We start from the raw sequence: 18261 nt of genomic DNA on the forward strand, positions 1-18261 counted from the left end.
TGAAGCTAGCGGCAGTTGTTAAACTGTTCGAAGTAACGTTGGCAGATTGAATATTGCGAGTTGCAATCGTTCACATCTGTTGAGCGATATTGTGTTGTTGGACAACGACGAGGATTGCCGCGTTTTACAGTCACAGTGAAATCACCACTCGCATACTCTTGCATTGGCGATACACGATTGTCGTAAACAGAGTAATGAACTTTGTTAGTTCCTGTTTCAAGAAGTGGTTTTTGAAACAACGATGAAATCCACAGGTTGAAAGTCGTCGCGCTCTTGCCAGTTTTGCCGTCGTAGTTCGCCATTTTAATGCGTGATGAACCATCTTGATGTTCCGCTTTCAACTCAACCTGAGTTGCACGCACATCTTGTGGACCTACGAAATAATCATATGGAGATGGATCAAGAACGACATCACGGCATGTGTACGTCGCTTCGGAAGTGCCATTGAAACCTTCGCAGGTCATAATAACATTTCCTTCGATTGCCGAAGCTTGGAACGTATTTCCAGATGCGAAGCCGGCTGCAACAGAATCTGTTGTATCAGCGGCATTCGCGATGGCCCCCAGTAGCAATAATATAGAGACTGCTTTTAACATAAAAGGCCCCCTCACTTGCCCTAAAGTTACGCGGCTAGAGTAGGAGACCTATTTAGGAAGGGCAATAACTAGCGCGTCAAACCCTTCATTGTGTTCCATGCCTTCAAGTAGCTAAATGCTTGATATGCTTGGTAATCTGACTTCAACAGTTTGTCACGAGGCGACAACTTTTCGTCTATTTTCGATCCTAAATCTTTCCACCAAGCCAAAGCACCTTCTTCAGCACCTTTTTTCACATCCAGCTTTTCAGCGGCTTTTTCTTTATCATTTTTCAAGTGACCCGCGATATCGCCTTCACGAGTTGTTTGCGATTTCAAAACAGATTTCGCAAATGCATCTGGATCCACATCTTCAATTTCAATATCAGGATGGATACCTTCAGCTTGGATCGAGATACCACTTGGAGTGTAGTAACGAGCCACAGTCAGTTTCAAACCGCTGCCATCACCCAATTTAATAACTGATTGTACGGAACCCTTACCGAAAGTTCTTTGCCCTGTTACAAGAGCACGTTTGTTATCTTGTAGTGCACCCGAAACAATTTCTGAAGCCGATGCCGTGTATTCGTTCACTAGCAACACCAACGGAACATCTGTGTACTTACCTTTATGCGAAGCCACTGCGACTTCTTTTTCAGCTTTGTTACGGCCGATCGTGCTGACGATAGTTCCTTCTTTCAAGAACATGTCGCTGACTTTGATCGCTTGATCAAGAAGACCGCCTGGATTTCTTCTCATGTCGATAAGAACACCGGCAATTTTGCCTTTGTTATTTTTCGCGTGAGTTTCCAATGCTTTTTCTAAATCTTTCGCTGTGTTTTCAATGAAGCTTGTGATTTTGATGTAAGCAAAACCATCGCCCATGTCAGTGTACTTAACCGATTTGATTTTTACAGATCCACGAGTGATTGTGATGTCGCGAGTTTTATCTTCGCCTTCACGCACAACTCTTAAAACAATTTTGCTGCCTTTTTTACCGCGCATCAGTTGTGAAGCTTCAACAAGGCTCATGCCTTTTGTGCTGGTACCGTCAATGCCGACAACTTTATCGCCCGCTTTGATTCCCGCTTCCCAAGCTGGAGCATCTTCAATTGGAGAGATAATAGTCAAAACACCATTTTGAATCGAGATCTCGATACCAAGACCGCCGAATTCACCGCTTGTTTCTGATTCAAAGTCTTTGAAAATATCTGGTGGCATGAAGTTCGTGTGCGGATCCAATTCACGCAACATCCCTTTGATCGCACCATAGATCAATTTTTTCGTATCAGTTTCTTCAACGTAGTACTGTTGAATTAGATTCAGAACCTTACTGAAGTTTTGAAGATCAGCGTAGCGCTCTTGGGCGAAGGCTTTAACTTGGAAACCTGTTTCTGCCATGATGAAGATTGTCAGGATTAAAATAAATCCTAAGACATAGGTTTTCCAGTAGCGTTTCAGTGATTGCATCGAGTTAAAGTCCTTTCATCCACAGCTGAGGGTCGTAGGGTTCGGAAAAATGTCTAATTTCAAAATAAATTCCAGAAGGATTATCGGCAGAGGAAACTCCGGCGTTCGCAATAATTTGCGACTGAGTAATTTCATCCCCAACATTCACTTTCACATCTTCAGCATGGCCGTACACGGTGTAGTAGTGATCGCCGTGATCGACGATCAACGTCTTGCCAAATCCAGGAATGTCTCCAACAAAAGAAACTTTTCCTTCAAAGACGGATTTGATCGGACTGCCATGAGCTGCAGAAATAAAAATGCCTTTGTTCGATAAAGTGTACGGGTGATCCTGGCCTTTCATAAGTCCAAATTTACGAGTCACGACCCCAGCGATAGGTGGAGTCAGTTCTCCTTTTTGATCACCGAATGAGGGCTTGAAGAGCAAATCGAAGACGCCGGCGTCATCAATATTATATTGCATTGATTTCTCGCGAAGGCCGTTAATCTGCTTCAAAGCGAATAGTTTTGATTTGCGGATACCATCAAGAAGTTTGTTCTTCAAAGCTTGTTCTGCAATCAGCTTTTTTTCTTGTGTCGAAATTTTTGCTTCGACTGACTTAAGACTTTCTAAACGAACTGCAAGAGCTCGCTTTTTACTCTGCATCTCTTTAAGGTCTAGTCTGTAATTCTTGATCAATTCCATGTCTCGTTCAGCAACGATGCCAAGGATTTTCAGATTACGATCCAATGACGACGAACTGTCGGAAGAAAAAATATAGCGCGCAATCGACGGGCCGCCCAGTTTGTAGATTGCTCTTAAACGTTCCGCAAGAAGAGCACGTTGTGACTTTGATTTACCCTCAAGATCTTCCACTTTCTGCGAAAGATTTTTGATCGTCACTTCAATGATCGCACGTTGTTGTGAAAGAGCTCCCCGCTCGGTCACCGTTTTTTTAATCTTCTTATTGATTTCAAAAAGACCGGAAAGAACCTGACGCTGTTTGATCTCGGCTTCTTCGATCTTTTTTTTGTTTTCTTCAAAGTCTTTAGTCAGCGTGTCCATGCCCACGGGCGCCGCCGCATGTGCAGTGAATGAAAACGCTAAGAAAAGACCCGAAAGGGCGACGCGGAACTTTTTAATTATGACCTCTGAGTCGCAGCCCAACCGTCATTAATACGGCGAACACATAAGTATGAACCCAAAGCGCCTAATGCTGTACCACCCACGATCATCGTCACAATCCAAGCAGGACCGACAAACGCCAGGTGTTGTCCAAGTTGTAGGAAGCTTAATTTGGCTACTAATAGATTTTTAAAACCAACATACGCAATGAAGCAAACGACCACTGCGGCTGTCGAAGAAAGCACACCCAACAAGGCACCTTCTTTTAAGAACGGCTTACGAATCATTGAGCTTGTTGCACCGATCATTTCCATGATCACGATTTCGTCGCGGCGAGCTTGCACGGAAGCACGAATCGCATTCGACATTACGAACAATGATGCCGCAAGAACGACGATGCCAAGTAATTGCATTGTGATTTCAATTGCGGAAACGAGTGCTCCGTATTTCTCAACCCAATCTTGACCGAAGCTGACGTCATCAACGCCTTCTTTTTGTTTTAATTGCGAAGCCAAATCTTGAAGAACCGACATTTGATCTTGAGTTGCAACTGACTTTGCCAGACTTACTTGCAGACTAGCGGGAATCAGCTTTAGCAATTCTTCGTCATGACTTAAATCCGGAGCATAGCTTGCAAGCTGTGTTCTAAAGTCACCCAGTGCTTTTTCCTGATTCACGAAAGAGATGTCGCCCACTTTACCCGTGTCTTTCAGGAAGGCTTGCAATTCCTGACGGCCTTTTTCTGAAATGTCTTGGGAAAGATAGACGGTCATTTGCACGTCTTCGCCCCACATTGTCAGAATATTTTTGAAGTTTTGAGAAATAAGCAACGAGGCACAAATCACCGCAAAACAAGCCGTCACCACGACCAGTGTAGAAACTTTAAGTGCGAAGTTTTTTTGTGGAGCTTTCATTATTTAGTGTCCCCCACAATCATGCCGTCGCGAAGTTCTAGAGTTCTTTTCTTACGACGTTTCACCATATCGTGATCATGGGTTGCAATAAACACAGTCGTTCCTTGAGCACACACGCGCTCAAGTAAATCCATAATTTCTTCACTCAATCTTGGATCTAAATTTCCTGTCGGCTCATCGGCAATCAATACGCCGGGCTGGTGCACGATGGCTCTTGCAATCGCGGTTCTTTGTTGCTCACCACCAGATACAAATTCAGGATATTGATCATGTTTGTGAGCAAGTCCAACTTGCTCAAGCACTTCTGCCACACGACGAGCAATCGCGTGAGGTTTGTCGCCGCGAATTTGCAAAGGCAATGCAACGTTTTCAAAGATCGTTTTGTTTTTTAGAAGTTTGAAATCTTGAAAGATCACACCGATCTTGCGGCGGAAGAAAGGAATTTGTCCGTCTTTGATCTCTGATAAATCATATCCTGCGACATTCACATCGCCAGAAGTTGCCACGTCATAAGCTGAAATCATTTTGAATAACGTCGTCTTACCTGCGCCACTGGGGCCCGTAAGAAAAACAAATTCGCCCTTGTCGATTCGCAAATCAATATTCTTAAGTGCGTGGATCGCACCGGGATAAGTCTTATATACGTGGGAGAATTCAATCATTCCTTCATCTTATGAAAGATGTGGTTGCTTGAATACTCGCCTTCAGTCGAGGTTTTTATTATTTTACGCCGTTACGGCATTCCACCGGCCATAAGAGTATCGATAATCGTAGAATGCTGACGATGAAGAGCATGTCTGATCGCGTCTTCTTTATGCGTCGAGCCCGATTTTAAAACTTGTTCGTGAGGAATTTTAATCGTTTTCATCACAGCACCATTGCAGAAAATACGGCTGACCAAAAATGGGTTTTGCATGCCCCAATCTTCTGTCTGCACATGATATTTCTGACCGCGAACTGTGATATCTGAATTAAAACCTTTTTGCATCCCAACAAACCTCACAACGAATCTATCAAGAATTCACACAAATCTCATCAATTTTCTACACGCCGTCATTTGACTCATTCAATTTTTCTGGACCAAACTTAAGAACATTTAAGGAGTAATTAATGAAACATCTCATTCTGTCAGCACTCGCCTTAATTCCGCTTCTTGCAACAACGGCTTTCGCGCAAGATCCGGTTTCTGCGACTAAAGAACCGCCACCTTGGACTGGTGAAGCCGAAGCCGGTGCGATCCTTGTCACTGGCAATTCTGATTCTGAAAGTTATGCCGCGAAATTGAAGACCGTTTACACTCACGAAAAGAACATCTTCACGCTGGCGGGTTCTTACATTCGTGCTGAAGCAAACGGCACTGAAAGTGCGCGCAACTGGTACGGAAGCCTTCGTTACGATCGCGAATTAGCTGAAATGTTCAGCGTCTTCATCGCACAAAGAGTCGAAAGCGATATCTTCGCCGGCTATTTACAAAGAGATGCCACTGACGTCGGTGTAAAATATTTTTTGATTAAAAAAGACGATTTGAATTGGATTGTGGAGGCCGGTTACCGTTACCAAAAAACGCAACCTACGATTGGCACTCCGTTTTACGACAACTTAGGTCGTTTGTATTCTGAGGTGAACAAGCAATGGGACAAAACTTTGTCATTCAAATACTGGCTTGAATATCTTCCGAACTTCTCTGATGCCAATGGATATTTCATTAATTCGGAAGCTTCGATGAATGTTATGTTAAACTCCATCTTCTCGTTGAAGATCGGTTACCTATTACAATATCAAAATGCTCCGCCAGCGGATGGCAAGAATACAACAACTACGACTACAATGAACCTTGTAGCGAAGTTTTAGGAAAGGATGCTGACTATGTTTAAGGAATTTAAAACCTTCATTATGAGAGGCAACGTTTTAGATCTGGCTGTCGGTATCATCATTGGTGCCGCCTTCACTAAAATTGTTTCTTCATTCGTGTCTGATGTCTTGATGCCGGTGATCAGTTTGGCTTTGGGCAAAGTTGATTTTTCAAACTTGTTCGTCGCTTTAAATGGTCAAACTTATGATACACTTGAAGCCGCAAAAAAAGCCGGTGCAGCGACTTTAAACTACGGCTTATTCATAAATGCGATCATCGATTTTTTGATCGTGGCATTCGCAATCTTTATGTTGATTAAAGCTGTCAACAAAGTGGCTCGCAAAGAAGAAGCGAAAGCCCCAGAAATGAAAGAGTGCCCCGAGTGTCTTTCTCAGATCCCATTAAAAGCTAGAAAATGCTCGCACTGCGGAAGTCTTCAAGCCTCTACACTTTCTTCAGATCGTAGTCCTTCATCTTCGATGAACGTCTAATCTGTTTTAATAGTGAGCTGGAACACTCTAGCTCACTTGTCTCATCTTGATACGTAAACTTTCCCGTCACAAGTGCCGATAAATGGTACTGCATTTGCACTATCATTTAGCATCAGGGGGAAGTTCAAATGAATCACATTTCGAGCTTTAAAAATAAGACGACTGTCAAAACACTCGGCATTTTGTTAGTGGGTTTGGCTTCTTTTATTCCGTTAACTTCTCAAGCGGCATATGAAGATTGTACGGTCTATACGCAAGGATCAGAGGAAGCACGAAAATGTGCTGCCGCAAATAAAGCTGCATCTATCGCGCAAGATACTAAACGAGCATGCGCTGACGCTCGCAAAGACTTAGCTACTGCTAATAAAGACATGGCGAAAGTTTGCAGTGAAGCCTCGTTAGGTTCTGATTGCTCTGACAAGGTTGATGAGTGTTCGTCAGTAACAGGTTCATCAACATTCCAAAGTGCTGGCCAAGTTATGACAGCACTTGGTAATCAATACGGTACTTTAGTGTCAGCTTTGGGTGGCGCTAACGGTGGTTGCCCGCAAATGACTGGTAAGACTTATTTCAATAGAAAAGACAGTCTTACAAAAGACATCGATTCGACACAAAAAGAGTTGGCTGATCTAAATGATGATAAAGCCAAAATTCAAGACGAATTCAATAAACAAATCCAGGATCTTCAAGATGAGGTTAATAAATCTCAAGAAGATTTGGATAAATTGAAATTGGAAATGAAAGAGAAGAACCGTAAAACTCTTGCTGACTTCCAAAACAATCAAAATCAAATGAAGGAAGAGCTTCGCAAAAAAAGCTCAGATACTTTGAATTTGCGTGGCCAGATGATTTCTTCTCAACAAGATCAGGCGTTGAAATTGATTGCGATGACGGATGCTTCTGGTAAACGCGCTTGTATGAAAGCCGTTACGGACGCTAAAAAATCTTACGATGCCGTTGCGTCTTCAAACAGCGCCAACTACATCGCTAAAGCAAAACAAAAAAAGCAGGACTTGATCAACACTTATAACGACTGTATGGATGCATTTGAACAACAACGTAATGCATTGAATAAGTCTAAAAAACAAGAACAAGACCAAATTGCTAAGGCTATCCAAGATAACGAAGCTTCTATTGGTGAGTTGCAAAACTCGATCAACTCCGCAAGCTCTCAATTATCTGAAATCCAAGCTGACGCACAGACAGAACAAGACCAAGCAACGCAAAAGGTTGTGAAGTTGATGCAAACGACGCAAACGAAAATGTTAGCGGCGCAACAAAAAATGCAAACAAACTTGCAAACTCTAGAAGCTAAAAACCAAAGTTTGACGGCGAAACTGAACCGCTTGAATAACGAGCTTGCGATGTTAGGTCCAGCTCCAAGTGAAGACTCGACTAAAACTGCTAAGCAAGTTGGAAGTGAGTTAGGCTCACTCCAAGAAGCTGTCGAGCTTGCGAAACAAAGCGTGAAAGATAACTGCGGTGGTTCGTCTTCGTCTTCAAGATCTGACTCAAAGGGTGTAAATTAAGCTCGTCTTCGGACCAGTGTCCCTAGACCCGCTACACTCACACTGCTAGAATGGGGGCTTGTTAAAGGAGCCCCCTCAGTGCTTAAGAAAATCATCCTGTTCATAGCTGCTCTTGGCCTTATTGGTATCTTCGGATTATTCCTGGCATATCAGTCTGTTAAGTCAAGCCTTCCACAACTCATCACAGTGAAAGATTATGAACCACTTCTTGTAAGTCAGGTTTACGATCGTAACGGTAAAAAGATCGGTGAGTTCTTTCGTGAACGCCGCACTTTAGTTCCTTACAACAAGATTCCAAAAGATCTTGTGCATGCATTCCTTGCTGCAGAAGACGATCAGTTCTTCCAACATAAAGGGATCAATCCACAAGCTATCTTCCGTGCTGCTTTAGCCAATCTTCGTGCGGGTCGCTCTGTTCAAGGGGGATCGACGATCACGCAACAGGTTGCTAAAACATTGCTTTTGTCTTCAGAAAAAACTCTGACGCGTAAATTGCGCGACATCTTGCTGGCACTCGAGATGGAAAAAAACTTAAGCAAAGAAGACATCCTTTATCTTTACTTGAATCAAATTTATTTCGGTCAAGGTGCGTATGGTGTTGAGCAAGCTGCGCAAACTTACTATCGCAAACCGGTTTCGAAATTAACTTTGTCTGAAATGGCAATCCTTGCGGGTCTTCCTCAAGCACCAAGTGCTTACAGCCCTGTTCGTAATCCATTGCGCGCGAAAGAACGTCAAACATACGTTCTTCACCGTATGGCCGATGTTGGTTTCATCAAAAAAGAAGAAGCTGAAAGAGCTGTGAAAGAACCCGTTAAAGTTTACGTTCGTGAAAACTACGAAGAGTACGCTCCGTTCTTCCTAGAAACTGTTCGTCAATTACTGGTCGCTCAATTGGGCGAAGACATGGTTTTAGATAAAGGCTTAAAAATCTACACAAGCCTTGATCTGAATAAACAATTGGCTGCGCAAGATTCCGTGATGGCGGGTCTTAAAGGTTTGGATAAACGCCAAGGTTACCGTGGTCCATTGAAAAACATCGGTGATGGTGATATCGAAAAATTCTTGAAAGAAGATCGTCAAAAGTTGATTGGCGATTCAACTCCCGAGCGCATCATCTTGCCTGATGGTAAATTCGCAGATCTTGTTCCTAAGAAAGATGAAAAGGCGGCGAAAGAACATCCGCTTCTGCCAAGCTTTATTAAACTCCAAGACTCGGTTCAAGGTGTCGTGACTGCGACTGACGATGCGGCAGGTTTGGTCTATGTCCAATTGCCTGATACTCAAGGTTTGATCGATTTCGATACAATGACGTGGGCAAGAAAACCTGACACGGATAAACGCTATGATTTGGCGGTGATCAAAAAGCCTTCGGATGCTTTGAAAAAAGGCGACGTGATTCTAGTAAAAGTTGTGGGTGATAAATTCTCCCCTTCTCGTGTGATCGCGAATAGCAAAAAGAAAAATGCTCCGGCTTTGAAACTTCCGGATTTTTCGAAGTATGTTGATTTGGAATTAGATCAAGAACCCATGGTTGAAGGTGCGTTGATTTCATTCGATCAACAAACTGAAGACGTGTTGGCTCTTGTTGGTGGTACGAACTTTGGAAAAAGTGAATTCAACCGCGCGATCCAAGCTCCTCGCCAAACGGGATCTTCATTTAAGTCGATCGTTTATACTTCCGCTTTAGATAAAGGCTACAACCCTTCGACTCCGATCATGGATGCTCCACTTGTTTACGAAGAAGGCGGCAATAATTCCGGCGGTGATGAAGAAGGTCAAGGCGATCCAAAAGTGTGGAAGCCGTCGAATCACTCGAAAAGTTTTGGTGGCGATATCATCGTTCGCAATGCTCTTGCGCAATCGTTGAATATTCCTGCGGTAAAAGTGATCGAAGACGTTGGCGTACCTTGGGCGACAGAATATGCACGTCGTTTGGGTATTTACAGCCCGCTGAATCCTGACTTCACATTGGTGTTGGGTTCAAGCTCTGTGACATTGTACGAGATGACGAAAGCGTTTTCAGAACTAGGTCGTCTGGGTAAACGCACTCGTCCGTTGTTGATCCATAAAGTGGAAGACAAAAACGGTAAAACTTTGATGGAAACGATTTCTTTGGATGCACGCATCGAAAAAGAAATGAAACCTTATGACGATGATTTTGAAAACCGTCGTAAGGAGTACTTAGCAATTGCGAAAGATCCAGCAAAGCTTGAAGAGTACAAAAAGAAAGAACCAAAAAAAGCGGCGCTTGCTCAAAACATTTTCTTTGATGATCCAGAGCAATTGATCAAACCAACGACGGCGTACGTGATGACATCTTTGCTTCGTGGCGTTGTTGAAGATAAAAAAGGTACCGGCGCAAGAGCTCGCGCGTTGGGGCGTGAAGTCGCAGGTAAAACTGGTACGACGAATAATTATTTCGATGCTTGGTTCATCGGCTACACTCCACAAATCGCAACTGGTGTATGGGTGGGATTTGACAAAGAGAAAAGTCTAGGTAAAGGCGAGGTTGGTGGTCGCTCTGCGTTGCCAATCTGGGTAGATTACATGAAAGCAGCTCACGACGGACTTCCTCAGATGACTTTCCCAGTACCAGACGGTATTGTGTTTGCTAATATCGACAGCGATACAGGCAAGCTTGCGAACGCATCGACAAAAAACATTCTTCGCCAAGCTTTCGTCGAAGGAACTGAGCCCACTGCCGCTTCTGGCAAATCAGAAGAAGCAACGGACTTCTACAAACAGGATTTATCGGAATGAAGGATATTCACCTCTGGGGGGTGAAACAAAACAATCTTAAGAACATCGAGGTCAAAATTCCTGTCGGCAAAATGACAGTGATTTGCGGCCCGAGTGGTTCAGGGAAATCTTCTCTGGCTTTCGAGACTCTTTTTGCCGAAGGCCAGCGCCGCTTCATCGAAAGTATGTCGAACTATGCACGACAATTTTTGAATAAAGCACCAAAGCCTGATATCGAAGGTATCAGCAACATTCCGCCTGCTATTTCAATCGAACAAAAAAACACAGTGAAGAGTTCACGATCAACTGTCGGCACAACGACAGAGATCATTGATTATCTTCGCTTGTTGTATGAAAAAATCGGCAAGTCCTACTGCCCGACCCATCACTGCCCTACTGAAAAAGAAAGCGTCACTGAAGCCACTGATAAAGTGATCAAAGGCTTTTCAGGAAAACGTGGCTACATTCTTGTAGAGATCACTGAAGATGGTCGTGTCGCTGAAGGCAAAAAACTTCACTCGCTGTTACTGCAAGATGGTTACTTGCGTATTTACATTCCTAAAGTGAGTGAACCGGTTAAGAACACAACCAAAGCGACTAAAAAAACTGCCGCCCAAAAGGCCAACAAGAAGACTGGTAAAAAAGAAATTTTAGAGGCAGAAATTCCAACTCCTGTTGTTCCAGTGAACTCTGGCACAATGGTGACGTTAGAAGAAATGGGCACGATCGTCGAAATCGGCGATCCTGCTGCGATTAAAAAAGGTCTGCCGAAGGAAAGCTTTTATCTTGTTATCGACCGTATGAGCTTCAATGAAGATGAACGCGGTCGTATCGCTGATTCCATGACTCAAGCTTACGAAGCAAGTATCAAGTACAATACGAACTTGATCACTCGCAAAGCCACAGTTTTGACAACTGATGGTCAACGTCTGCAGGTCAGCGAAGAAGCTTCTTGTCCTATGTGCGGTTATACTCCCCCGCCACTGAGTTCAAAACTTTTCAGTTTTAATTCGCCCATGGGTGCGTGCCCAACTTGTAAAGGCTTCGGCAATATCTTGGATATCGACGAAGAAAAAGTTGTTCCAAATCCCACAATGAGTTTGGCGCAAGGGGCTTTAAGTCCTTTCTGGATGCCAAGTGCTGCCCACGAAAAAAAGCAACTTCTTGCTTATTGTAAGAAGGCGAAAATCGATGTGCATACTCCGTGGAAAGATCTTCCTAAAGATCACCGCGAAGCTATTTGGAATGGGAACAAAGAATTCTTCGGTGTGCGTGGTCTGTTTGAATATCTAGATCAGATCAAATACAAAATGCACGTGCGCGTATTCATCGCGCGCTTCAGAAGTCCCTTCGTGTGCCCTACTTGTAAAGGCGCACGTCTGCGCAATGAAGCCAATCACGTTTTAATTTCAAATTCGAACATCAATCAATTGTCGAACATGACAATTGAAGACCTTAATAAATTCTTCCAAGAGTTGGAAACAACTCAGTATCAAAAAGAAGTTGCCGGCGAAGTTCTAAAACAAATTCGTGCGCGCTTAGAGTTTTTGATGCGTGTGGGAGTTCATTACTTGTCACTGGGTCGTGAAACCAGAACTCTTTCTGGTGGGGAATACCAACGTTTGATTCTTGCAAATCAACTTGGTATGGGCCTGTCACAAGCTCTTTACGTTTTGGATGAACCGACTGTGGGTCTTCATCCGCGCGACAACGATCGATTGATTTCCATCCTTAAAGATTTAAAGGAACTTGGAAACACACTTGTTATCGTTGAACACGATCATGATGTGATCAAAGCCAGCGAGCACATCATCGAAATGGGCCCGGGCTCTGGATATCTTGGTGGACAAGTCGTTTATTCGGGAACGACGAGTGATTTCTATAAATTTGATAACTCGAATACTGTTCCTTATTTGTTACCGAATAAGGGTGAAAAAGCTCCTCTTCGTCAAATTCGTCCTGTGGATGTTGAATCCTACAAAGTGAAACTGACGTTGAAAGGGGCAAAGGGACACAATCTTAAAAATCTTGATGTTGTGTTTCCGTTGAATCGTCTTGTCACAGTTACGGGCGTCAGTGGATCTGGTAAGTCGACTTTGATTTCAAAAACTCTTTATCCAGCACTTGCACGCGCCTTGGATATTGAATACATGCCTGCACAAGACTATGCAGCTCTTGAAGGTGTTGAGCATGTGAAAAACGTTTTGTTGATCGACCAATCACCGATTGGTAAATCAGCAAGAAGTTCGCCGATCACTTACTTAAAAGCCTTCGATGCGATTCGTACGATCATGTCGGGCACACCGGAAGCGCAATCGCGTGGTTATACTCCGGGTACTTTCAGCTTGAACGTTGATGGTGGTCGTTGCCCTGCTTGTAAAGGCACCGGTTACGAGGAAATCGACATGATGTTCATGGATAACGTCGTTATTCCATGTGACGTTTGCGACGGCAAAAAATATCGTCCCGAAATTTTAGAGATCCAATATAAAGGCAAAAACGTTCACGAGATTCTTTCAATGACTGTAAGCGAGGCTATGAATTTCTTCGTGGCCCATCCTAATATCCGTAAGCCTTTAAGCGTTTTGAAAGAAGTGGGTCTTGATTATTTAACTCTGGGCCAACCTGCCAACTCTTTGAGCGGTGGTGAATCTCAGCGTCTAAAAATTGCAAAAGAGCTCTCGCAAGTTCAACAAAAAGCGACGCTTTACATCCTGGATGAGCCTACAACAGGGCTGCATTTCCGCGAGGTAGAGCTGCTTATGAAGGTTCTAAACAAACTCATTGAAACTGGCGGTTCTGTGGTCGTCGTCGAGCACAATCTTGACGTCATTCGTGGGTCTGATTATGTCATTGACCTGGGTCCTGAAGCAGGTAAAAAAGGCGGAACAATCGTCGCTGAGGGTTCCCCAGAAGAAGTCATGAAGGCTAAGAAAAGCCTGACGGGACAATACCTGAAGCGTTACGTGGAAAGTCAGAAATAATGGTAGAAATTAAAAGAATTCTTAGCGAAGCAAAACCACACAAGAAACTTATTCTCATCGTGGCCATCGCTGGGATCATTCACGCAGCAGCGTCTGCACGAATGGCATTGTTGATTAAACCTTTGTTCGACAATTTGGCTAAGGCTGAGTTCGATCAAGTTGTAGCTTTGGTTCCTTGGGCTATGTTGCTTGCGATCATCGCGGGTATCGCTCGTTACTTCCATATCTACTTGATGAACTTCGTTGCAGAAAGCATCACTCAAAGTCTTCGTCAAAAGTTGCAACAGAAATTCATGAAATTGAATTTGTCGTTCCATAACACTTATCAAACGGGCTCTGGCGGTTTGATTAGCTTGATCTTGAATGACATCGGCGCGATCCAAGATGGTCTGCGTATGGTTGCGGATATTTTCCTGCATCCGTTGTTATTCATCTTCTTGCTGGGTAACTTATTGATCATCGACTGGAAGCTGACTCTGGCTACTTTAGTGTTGGTACCAATCATTGGAACTTTCTTGAAATCAACATCACGCAGTCTTCGTAAGTACACACCGATTGGTCAGGCGTACTTGCAAAAGATGACGTCGACGATCAAAGAAAGTATCGACGGCGTTCGTATCATTCAGTCCTTCAATCTTGAAAAAGTAATGGCTGACCGCTTGGTGAATGAATCAAAAGAGTATTTGGAAACTCGTAAAATCGTTCACGCGCGTACTGAAATCATGGGCCCAGTTACAGAGATCCTGGCTTCTGGTATCGTCATGGCGGTTCTTCTTTATGAAACTTGGGAAGTAAAACAAGGTCGTGCAACTCCAGGTACGTTCGTTGGTTTCATTGCATCTCTTTTGATGTTGAATGCTCCGATTAAAAAATTCCAAGAGTCTTACGTGCGCATTCAATCCGTTGTGGCCGTTGCTAAACGTGTATTCCATGTTTTGGATGATCCCAACGAAGTTCCATTAAGCACAATCAACAAACCATTCCCGAAAGACTGGAAAAAGATCACGTACAAAAATGTTTCGTTCTCTTACGGTCGCGAGATGATTTTGAAAAACGTTGATCTTGAAATCAAACGTGGCGAAATGGTTGCTCTTGTGGGCGCCAGCGGAAGCGGTAAATCGACAATCGTAAACTTGCTTGAACGCTTTTTTGATGCGACTTCAGGCGAAATCTTATTCGACGACGTGAACATTCGCGATATCGAATTGGGCGATCTTCGCCGTAATATCGCGCTTGTGACTCAAGACGTGTTCTTATTCAGCGATACGATTGAAAACAATATCGGCGCTGGTAACTTGTCTCGTGATAAAAAAGACGTTCCAAAAATGGCGACTCTTGCAAACGCTAACGACTTTATCATGAAGATGCCTCAAGGCTACCAAAGCCGTGTGGGTGATCGCGGTAACTTGTTGTCTGGTGGTGAAAAACAGCGTGTGAGTATTGCTCGTGCGATGTTTAAGGATGCTCCGCTATTGATCCTAGATGAAGCGACAAGCGCTTTGGATACGGCAAGCGAGATCGAAGTACAAAAAGGTTTGGATCATTTGATGGAAGGTCGTACAGCGCTTGTGATTGCGCATCGTCTTTCTACGATCCAAAAAGCCGATAAGATCGTTGTCCTTAAAGGTGGCGAAATCGTAGAGATCGGTAGCCATCACGAGCTACTGACTAACGAAGGCGAATATCACCGTTTCCATACTCTTCAACATAGCTAGCTAGTCTTTATACATGGGCCGTCTCACCCTGAGACGCCCTTCTGGCTTTAATTTCCAGCTGATCCTCATAGTCCAGTCTTGCATGCTTTTTAGACAGCTTCGCCTAAAGTTTGTCTACTTTCTTGACGATAAAAGTATCGACACTTTTTTACGGTCAAAGACTGAAGGGATGGAACTATGATTAATTGGGATGAGTTTGAACATATACATGTGATCAAGAAACTCAAACATATCCTTAGCGCTTGGTGGAACATCGACGTTGTTTTCACTGACGAGCGTGGAATGCTTAAAGGCTATGACTCTGATAAAGCGGGCTTCAACAATCCAGCTATCGCTGCTCTTGTAAATAAAGAAGCAGGTCAAGCAAGCATCGCAGAACTAGTTGGTAAATCACTAGACGATCTTCGCACTTCACAAAATCGCTACACTCTACGCAAGTGGGACATGGTTGGTTTTGACGTTGGTGTATTCCCAATCATGATCGAAAATGACTGTGTAGGTACAGTTGTCGCAATGGGTTTCTTCCGCGACGCTAACTTCACTTCTCGTTTGCAAGAGATCCGCGATCGTTTGGCAGCCTTCGGCATGTCAGGCGAAGTGATCGAAAAATGCTTGGGCAAATTGAAATTCCTTGATGATCACGAACGCACTCACTTCGCAGAACTTTGCGAACTAGTTGCACAAGAGATCGTGACTCTTCACCTAGAGATTTCTTCTCGTGAAGATCGCATCAAAGAATTGAATAAAGAATTGGGCAACAGATTTAAATACGACAACATGATCGGTAAATCTAAACCAATGCAATCATTGTACGCTTTGCTTGATAAAATCAAAGGTGCAGATTCAACGGTTCTAGTACAAGGTGAAAACGGTACTGGTAAAGAGTTGATCGCGAAATCGATCCACTACAATTCAAACCGTAAAGACAAACCTTTCATCATCCAAAACTGTTCTGCATTCAATGACAACTTGTTAGAATCAGAATTGTTCGGTCACATCAAAGGTTCATTTACTGGCGCTTTGAAAGACAAAAAAGGTCTTTTCGAAATGGCAGATAAAGGTACATTCTTCCTGGATGAGATCGGTGATACGTCTCCACAAATGCAAGTTAAGCTTCTTCGCGTATTGCAAGAAGGTACTTTCATGCCAGTGGGCGCAACTGAATCTAGAAAAGTTGACGTTCGTATCGTTGCGGCGACAAACAGAAACTTAAAAGAAATGGTTGAGCAAGGTACATTCCGTGAAGACTTGTACTATCGCTTAAACGTTATCAACATCCGCGTTCCACCTCTTCGTGAAAGAAAAGAAGACATCCCGTTCTTGACGGATTTCTTCTTGAACAAAATCCACGAACAACAAGGTGGTCCAAAACGTCAATTGACGAAACGTGCTTTGGAGAAGTTGTACGACTATCCATGGCCAGGTAACGTGCGTGAATTGCAAAATGAAATCGAAAGACTTTGCGTTCTTTCTGGCGACGAAACAAAACTAATGGCAGAACTTCTTTCTCCAAAAGTTTTGGAAGCTGGCGAAAAAAACAAAGTTCAAGGCTCTCGTTTGCAAGGTAAGTTGAAAGATGCTTTGGAAGATCTAGAACGCGAAATGATCCGCGAAGGTCTTCGTCGCACAGGTTGGAATAAATCTAAACTTGCGAAAGAGCTTGGCATCAGCCGCGCCGGTCTTATCATGAAAGTTGAAAAATACGGTCTTGATAAACGTAAAATCGCTCGCTAGTCCGAACGATAAATAAATGACTCACACAAAAGAGGGGCTGCACAACAGTCCCTCTTTTCTTTTTGGTAGCCCGTGCCCCTCTGTGTCCCTGCCCTAAAGAAATTACCTTATCGAACTAAAATTGATGAGTTTTAGACCCCTCTTTAAATGCTACTTTTGTAGACATGCTGTTAGCTTAAGTACTGAATATCTAATAGCAATTTCCGAACTGCAATCTGTTGGCACTGCCTTTGTATATTAGGGTCTGTGAGTAAGGGGTACGTGGTTATATGCAGAACTCAACATTGGACAGCTCATTCGTAAATCGCTTGAAGCAAATTTTAGCTAGCCGCTATGGGAAGGGTTTGCAGATTCGTCAATTGATGGATCTGTCGGAGCTTCAATCAGATGAAGATGCATTCACGCGGGGGCGTGACTTGCACGTTCCAATCAAGGTCAACGGCTCGTATTTGGGGACGGCCGTTGTTCCTTCTGCTGATGACCTTAATCAAGAAAAACGCCAAGGGGTCACACAATTAATTCGCATGGTTTTAGAACCTGCGATGTACAAATGGTACCTTGATCAACGTGAATCCAATTTGATGGAGATTTCTAAAGCAAATTTGAATTTAGAAAACGTGCATTTGTTCGCAGAAGAAATGCCTTCCATCGATGAGCTTTTAAAAGAAGACAACGATACAGCCCAAAGTCGAGGTTTGGATCTTATTTCCCACCTTATTCACTTGGAAGGTCGTTCAGAAACTACTAATAAAAAAGTAGCTTTGCAGCTGCATGAAATGACAGGCCGTTGGGCTTTCGTTCCATTCAACGACATTAAAGGTCAACTGCACTCTTCATTCGATATTTGCAAACTTGGTGCAATGACAATCTTTATCGAAAACGTTGAGTCTTTGAATGCCGCTGAGCAAGAGCTTTTGATGGATTATCTTTCTGAAGATCATCTTTCAGACGAGCCATTGGTTATCACAAGCACGAATCTTAAAGCGGACGAGTTACAACAAGTTGAAGCCTTAGGTGCAAACTTACGTGACGAGCTTTCTGTGAACTGTTTCGAGGTAGACCGTGCGCCTTTATCGACACAAGGCCTGAAGGAAGTTCTTGAATTGTTCTTCATGAAAGATGCCCCGGAAAACGCATAACTCTTGATAATC

At 43.5% G+C, this 18261-nt stretch carries 14 protein-coding genes; 8 read left to right on the forward strand and 6 right to left on the reverse strand.

The genetic code is table 11. The features are described from left to right. Positions 1-5 precede the first annotated feature (5 nt). The 6 genes from DOE51_RS18275 to DOE51_RS18300 all read right to left on the reverse strand — a co-directional run bounded on the left by DOE51_RS18275 (position 6) and on the right by DOE51_RS18300 (position 5051). Positions 6-596, reverse strand: a complete 591-nt coding sequence (locus tag DOE51_RS18275) for a hypothetical protein (RefSeq protein WP_142697957.1) — start codon at positions 594-596, stop codon at positions 6-8. A gap of 68 nt (positions 597-664) precedes the next feature. Further along, positions 665-2044: a S41 family peptidase gene (locus tag DOE51_RS18280; RefSeq protein ID WP_142697958.1), complete on the reverse strand. Its 1380-nt coding sequence runs from the start codon at positions 2042-2044 to the stop codon at positions 665-667. A 4-nt stretch (positions 2045-2048) separates the two neighbouring features. Next, on the reverse strand, positions 2049-3089 hold the full coding sequence (locus tag DOE51_RS18285) for a murein hydrolase activator EnvC (protein WP_142697959.1): 1041 nt from the start codon (positions 3087-3089) through the stop codon (positions 2049-2051). 77 nt (positions 3090-3166) lie between these two features. Further along, on the reverse strand, positions 3167-4063 hold the full coding sequence (locus tag DOE51_RS18290) for an ABC transporter permease (protein WP_142697960.1): 897 nt from the start codon (positions 4061-4063) through the stop codon (positions 3167-3169). Further along, positions 4063-4725 (reverse strand): cell division ATP-binding protein FtsE, encoded by a 663-nt coding sequence (ftsE, locus tag DOE51_RS18295; RefSeq protein ID WP_142697961.1) that lies wholly within the window; start codon positions 4723-4725, stop codon positions 4063-4065. The genes DOE51_RS18290 and ftsE overlap by 1 nt, the downstream gene beginning before the upstream one ends. 71 nt (positions 4726-4796) lie before the next feature. Next, positions 4797-5051: a hypothetical protein gene (locus DOE51_RS18300; RefSeq protein ID WP_142697962.1), complete on the reverse strand. Its 255-nt coding sequence runs from the start codon at positions 5049-5051 to the stop codon at positions 4797-4799. A 122-nt stretch (positions 5052-5173) separates the two neighbouring features. Between DOE51_RS18300 and DOE51_RS18305 the strand changes: the two genes are divergently transcribed. The 8 genes from DOE51_RS18305 to DOE51_RS18340 all read left to right on the forward strand — a co-directional run bounded on the left by DOE51_RS18305 (position 5174) and on the right by DOE51_RS18340 (position 18249). Then, the gene (locus DOE51_RS18305) at positions 5174-5914 is read left to right on the forward strand and encodes a YdiY family protein (protein WP_142697963.1); all 741 of its coding nucleotides are present in this window, start codon (positions 5174-5176) and stop codon (positions 5912-5914) included. Positions 5915-5929: 15 nt separating this feature from the next. Beyond that, on the forward strand, positions 5930-6406 hold the full coding sequence (mscL, locus tag DOE51_RS18310; RefSeq protein ID WP_142697964.1) for a large conductance mechanosensitive channel protein MscL: 477 nt from the start codon (positions 5930-5932) through the stop codon (positions 6404-6406). A 128-nt stretch (positions 6407-6534) separates the two neighbouring features. Continuing rightward, positions 6535-7935, forward strand: coding sequence for a hypothetical protein (locus tag DOE51_RS18315; RefSeq protein ID WP_142697965.1), 1401 nt, complete (start codon positions 6535-6537; stop codon positions 7933-7935). Between the two features lie 78 nt (positions 7936-8013). Further along, on the forward strand, positions 8014-10698 hold the full coding sequence (locus tag DOE51_RS18320; RefSeq protein ID WP_142697966.1) for a penicillin-binding protein 1A: 2685 nt from the start codon (positions 8014-8016) through the stop codon (positions 10696-10698). Positions 10699-10718: 20 nt separating this feature from the next. Beyond that, on the forward strand, positions 10719-13661 hold the full coding sequence (gene uvrA / locus DOE51_RS18325) for an excinuclease ABC subunit UvrA (protein WP_246845181.1): 2943 nt from the start codon (positions 10719-10721) through the stop codon (positions 13659-13661). Beyond that, entirely contained in the window at positions 13661-15376 is a 1716-nt protein-coding gene (locus DOE51_RS18330) for an ABC transporter ATP-binding protein (protein ID WP_246845182.1), read from the forward strand. Before uvrA ends, DOE51_RS18330 begins: the two co-directional genes overlap by 1 nt. Positions 15377-15553: 177 nt before the next feature. Continuing rightward, positions 15554-17110, forward strand: coding sequence for a sigma 54-interacting transcriptional regulator (locus tag DOE51_RS18335; protein WP_142697969.1), 1557 nt, complete (start codon positions 15554-15556; stop codon positions 17108-17110). 269 nt (positions 17111-17379) lie between these two features. After that, positions 17380-18249: a hypothetical protein gene (locus DOE51_RS18340; protein ID WP_142697970.1), complete on the forward strand. Its 870-nt coding sequence runs from the start codon at positions 17380-17382 to the stop codon at positions 18247-18249. Positions 18250-18261: the final 12 nt, after the last annotated feature.

The sequence above is a fragment of the Bdellovibrio sp. NC01 genome, from assembly GCF_006874625.1.
GTDB lineage: Bacteria > Bdellovibrionota > Bdellovibrionia > Bdellovibrionales > Bdellovibrionaceae > Bdellovibrio.

Coding starts and splice junctions, on each gene's coding strand:
- DOE51_RS18275 (WP_142697957.1), bottom strand. CDS start 596: ATGTTAAAAGCAGTCTCTATATTATTGCTACTGGGGGCCATCGCGAAT.
- DOE51_RS18305 (WP_142697963.1), top strand. CDS start 5,174: ATGAAACATCTCATTCTGTCAGCACTCGCCTTAATTCCGCTTCTTGCA.
- mscL (WP_142697964.1), top strand. CDS start 5,930: ATGTTTAAGGAATTTAAAACCTTCATTATGAGAGGCAACGTTTTAGAT.
- DOE51_RS18300 (WP_142697962.1), bottom strand. CDS start 5,051: ATGCAAAAAGGTTTTAATTCAGATATCACAGTTCGCGGTCAGAAATAT.
- DOE51_RS18315 (WP_142697965.1), top strand. CDS start 6,535: ATGAATCACATTTCGAGCTTTAAAAATAAGACGACTGTCAAAACACTC.
- DOE51_RS18290 (WP_142697960.1), bottom strand. CDS start 4,063: ATGAAAGCTCCACAAAAAAACTTCGCACTTAAAGTTTCTACACTGGTC.
- DOE51_RS18340 (WP_142697970.1), top strand. CDS start 17,380: ATGCAGAACTCAACATTGGACAGCTCATTCGTAAATCGCTTGAAGCAA.
- DOE51_RS18280 (WP_142697958.1), bottom strand. CDS start 2,044: ATGCAATCACTGAAACGCTACTGGAAAACCTATGTCTTAGGATTTATT.
- ftsE (WP_142697961.1), bottom strand. CDS start 4,725: ATGATTGAATTCTCCCACGTATATAAGACTTATCCCGGTGCGATCCAC.
- DOE51_RS18330 (WP_246845182.1), top strand. CDS start 13,661: ATGGTAGAAATTAAAAGAATTCTTAGCGAAGCAAAACCACACAAGAAA.
- DOE51_RS18335 (WP_142697969.1), top strand. CDS start 15,554: ATGATTAATTGGGATGAGTTTGAACATATACATGTGATCAAGAAACTC.
- DOE51_RS18285 (WP_142697959.1), bottom strand. CDS start 3,089: ATGGACACGCTGACTAAAGACTTTGAAGAAAACAAAAAAAAGATCGAA.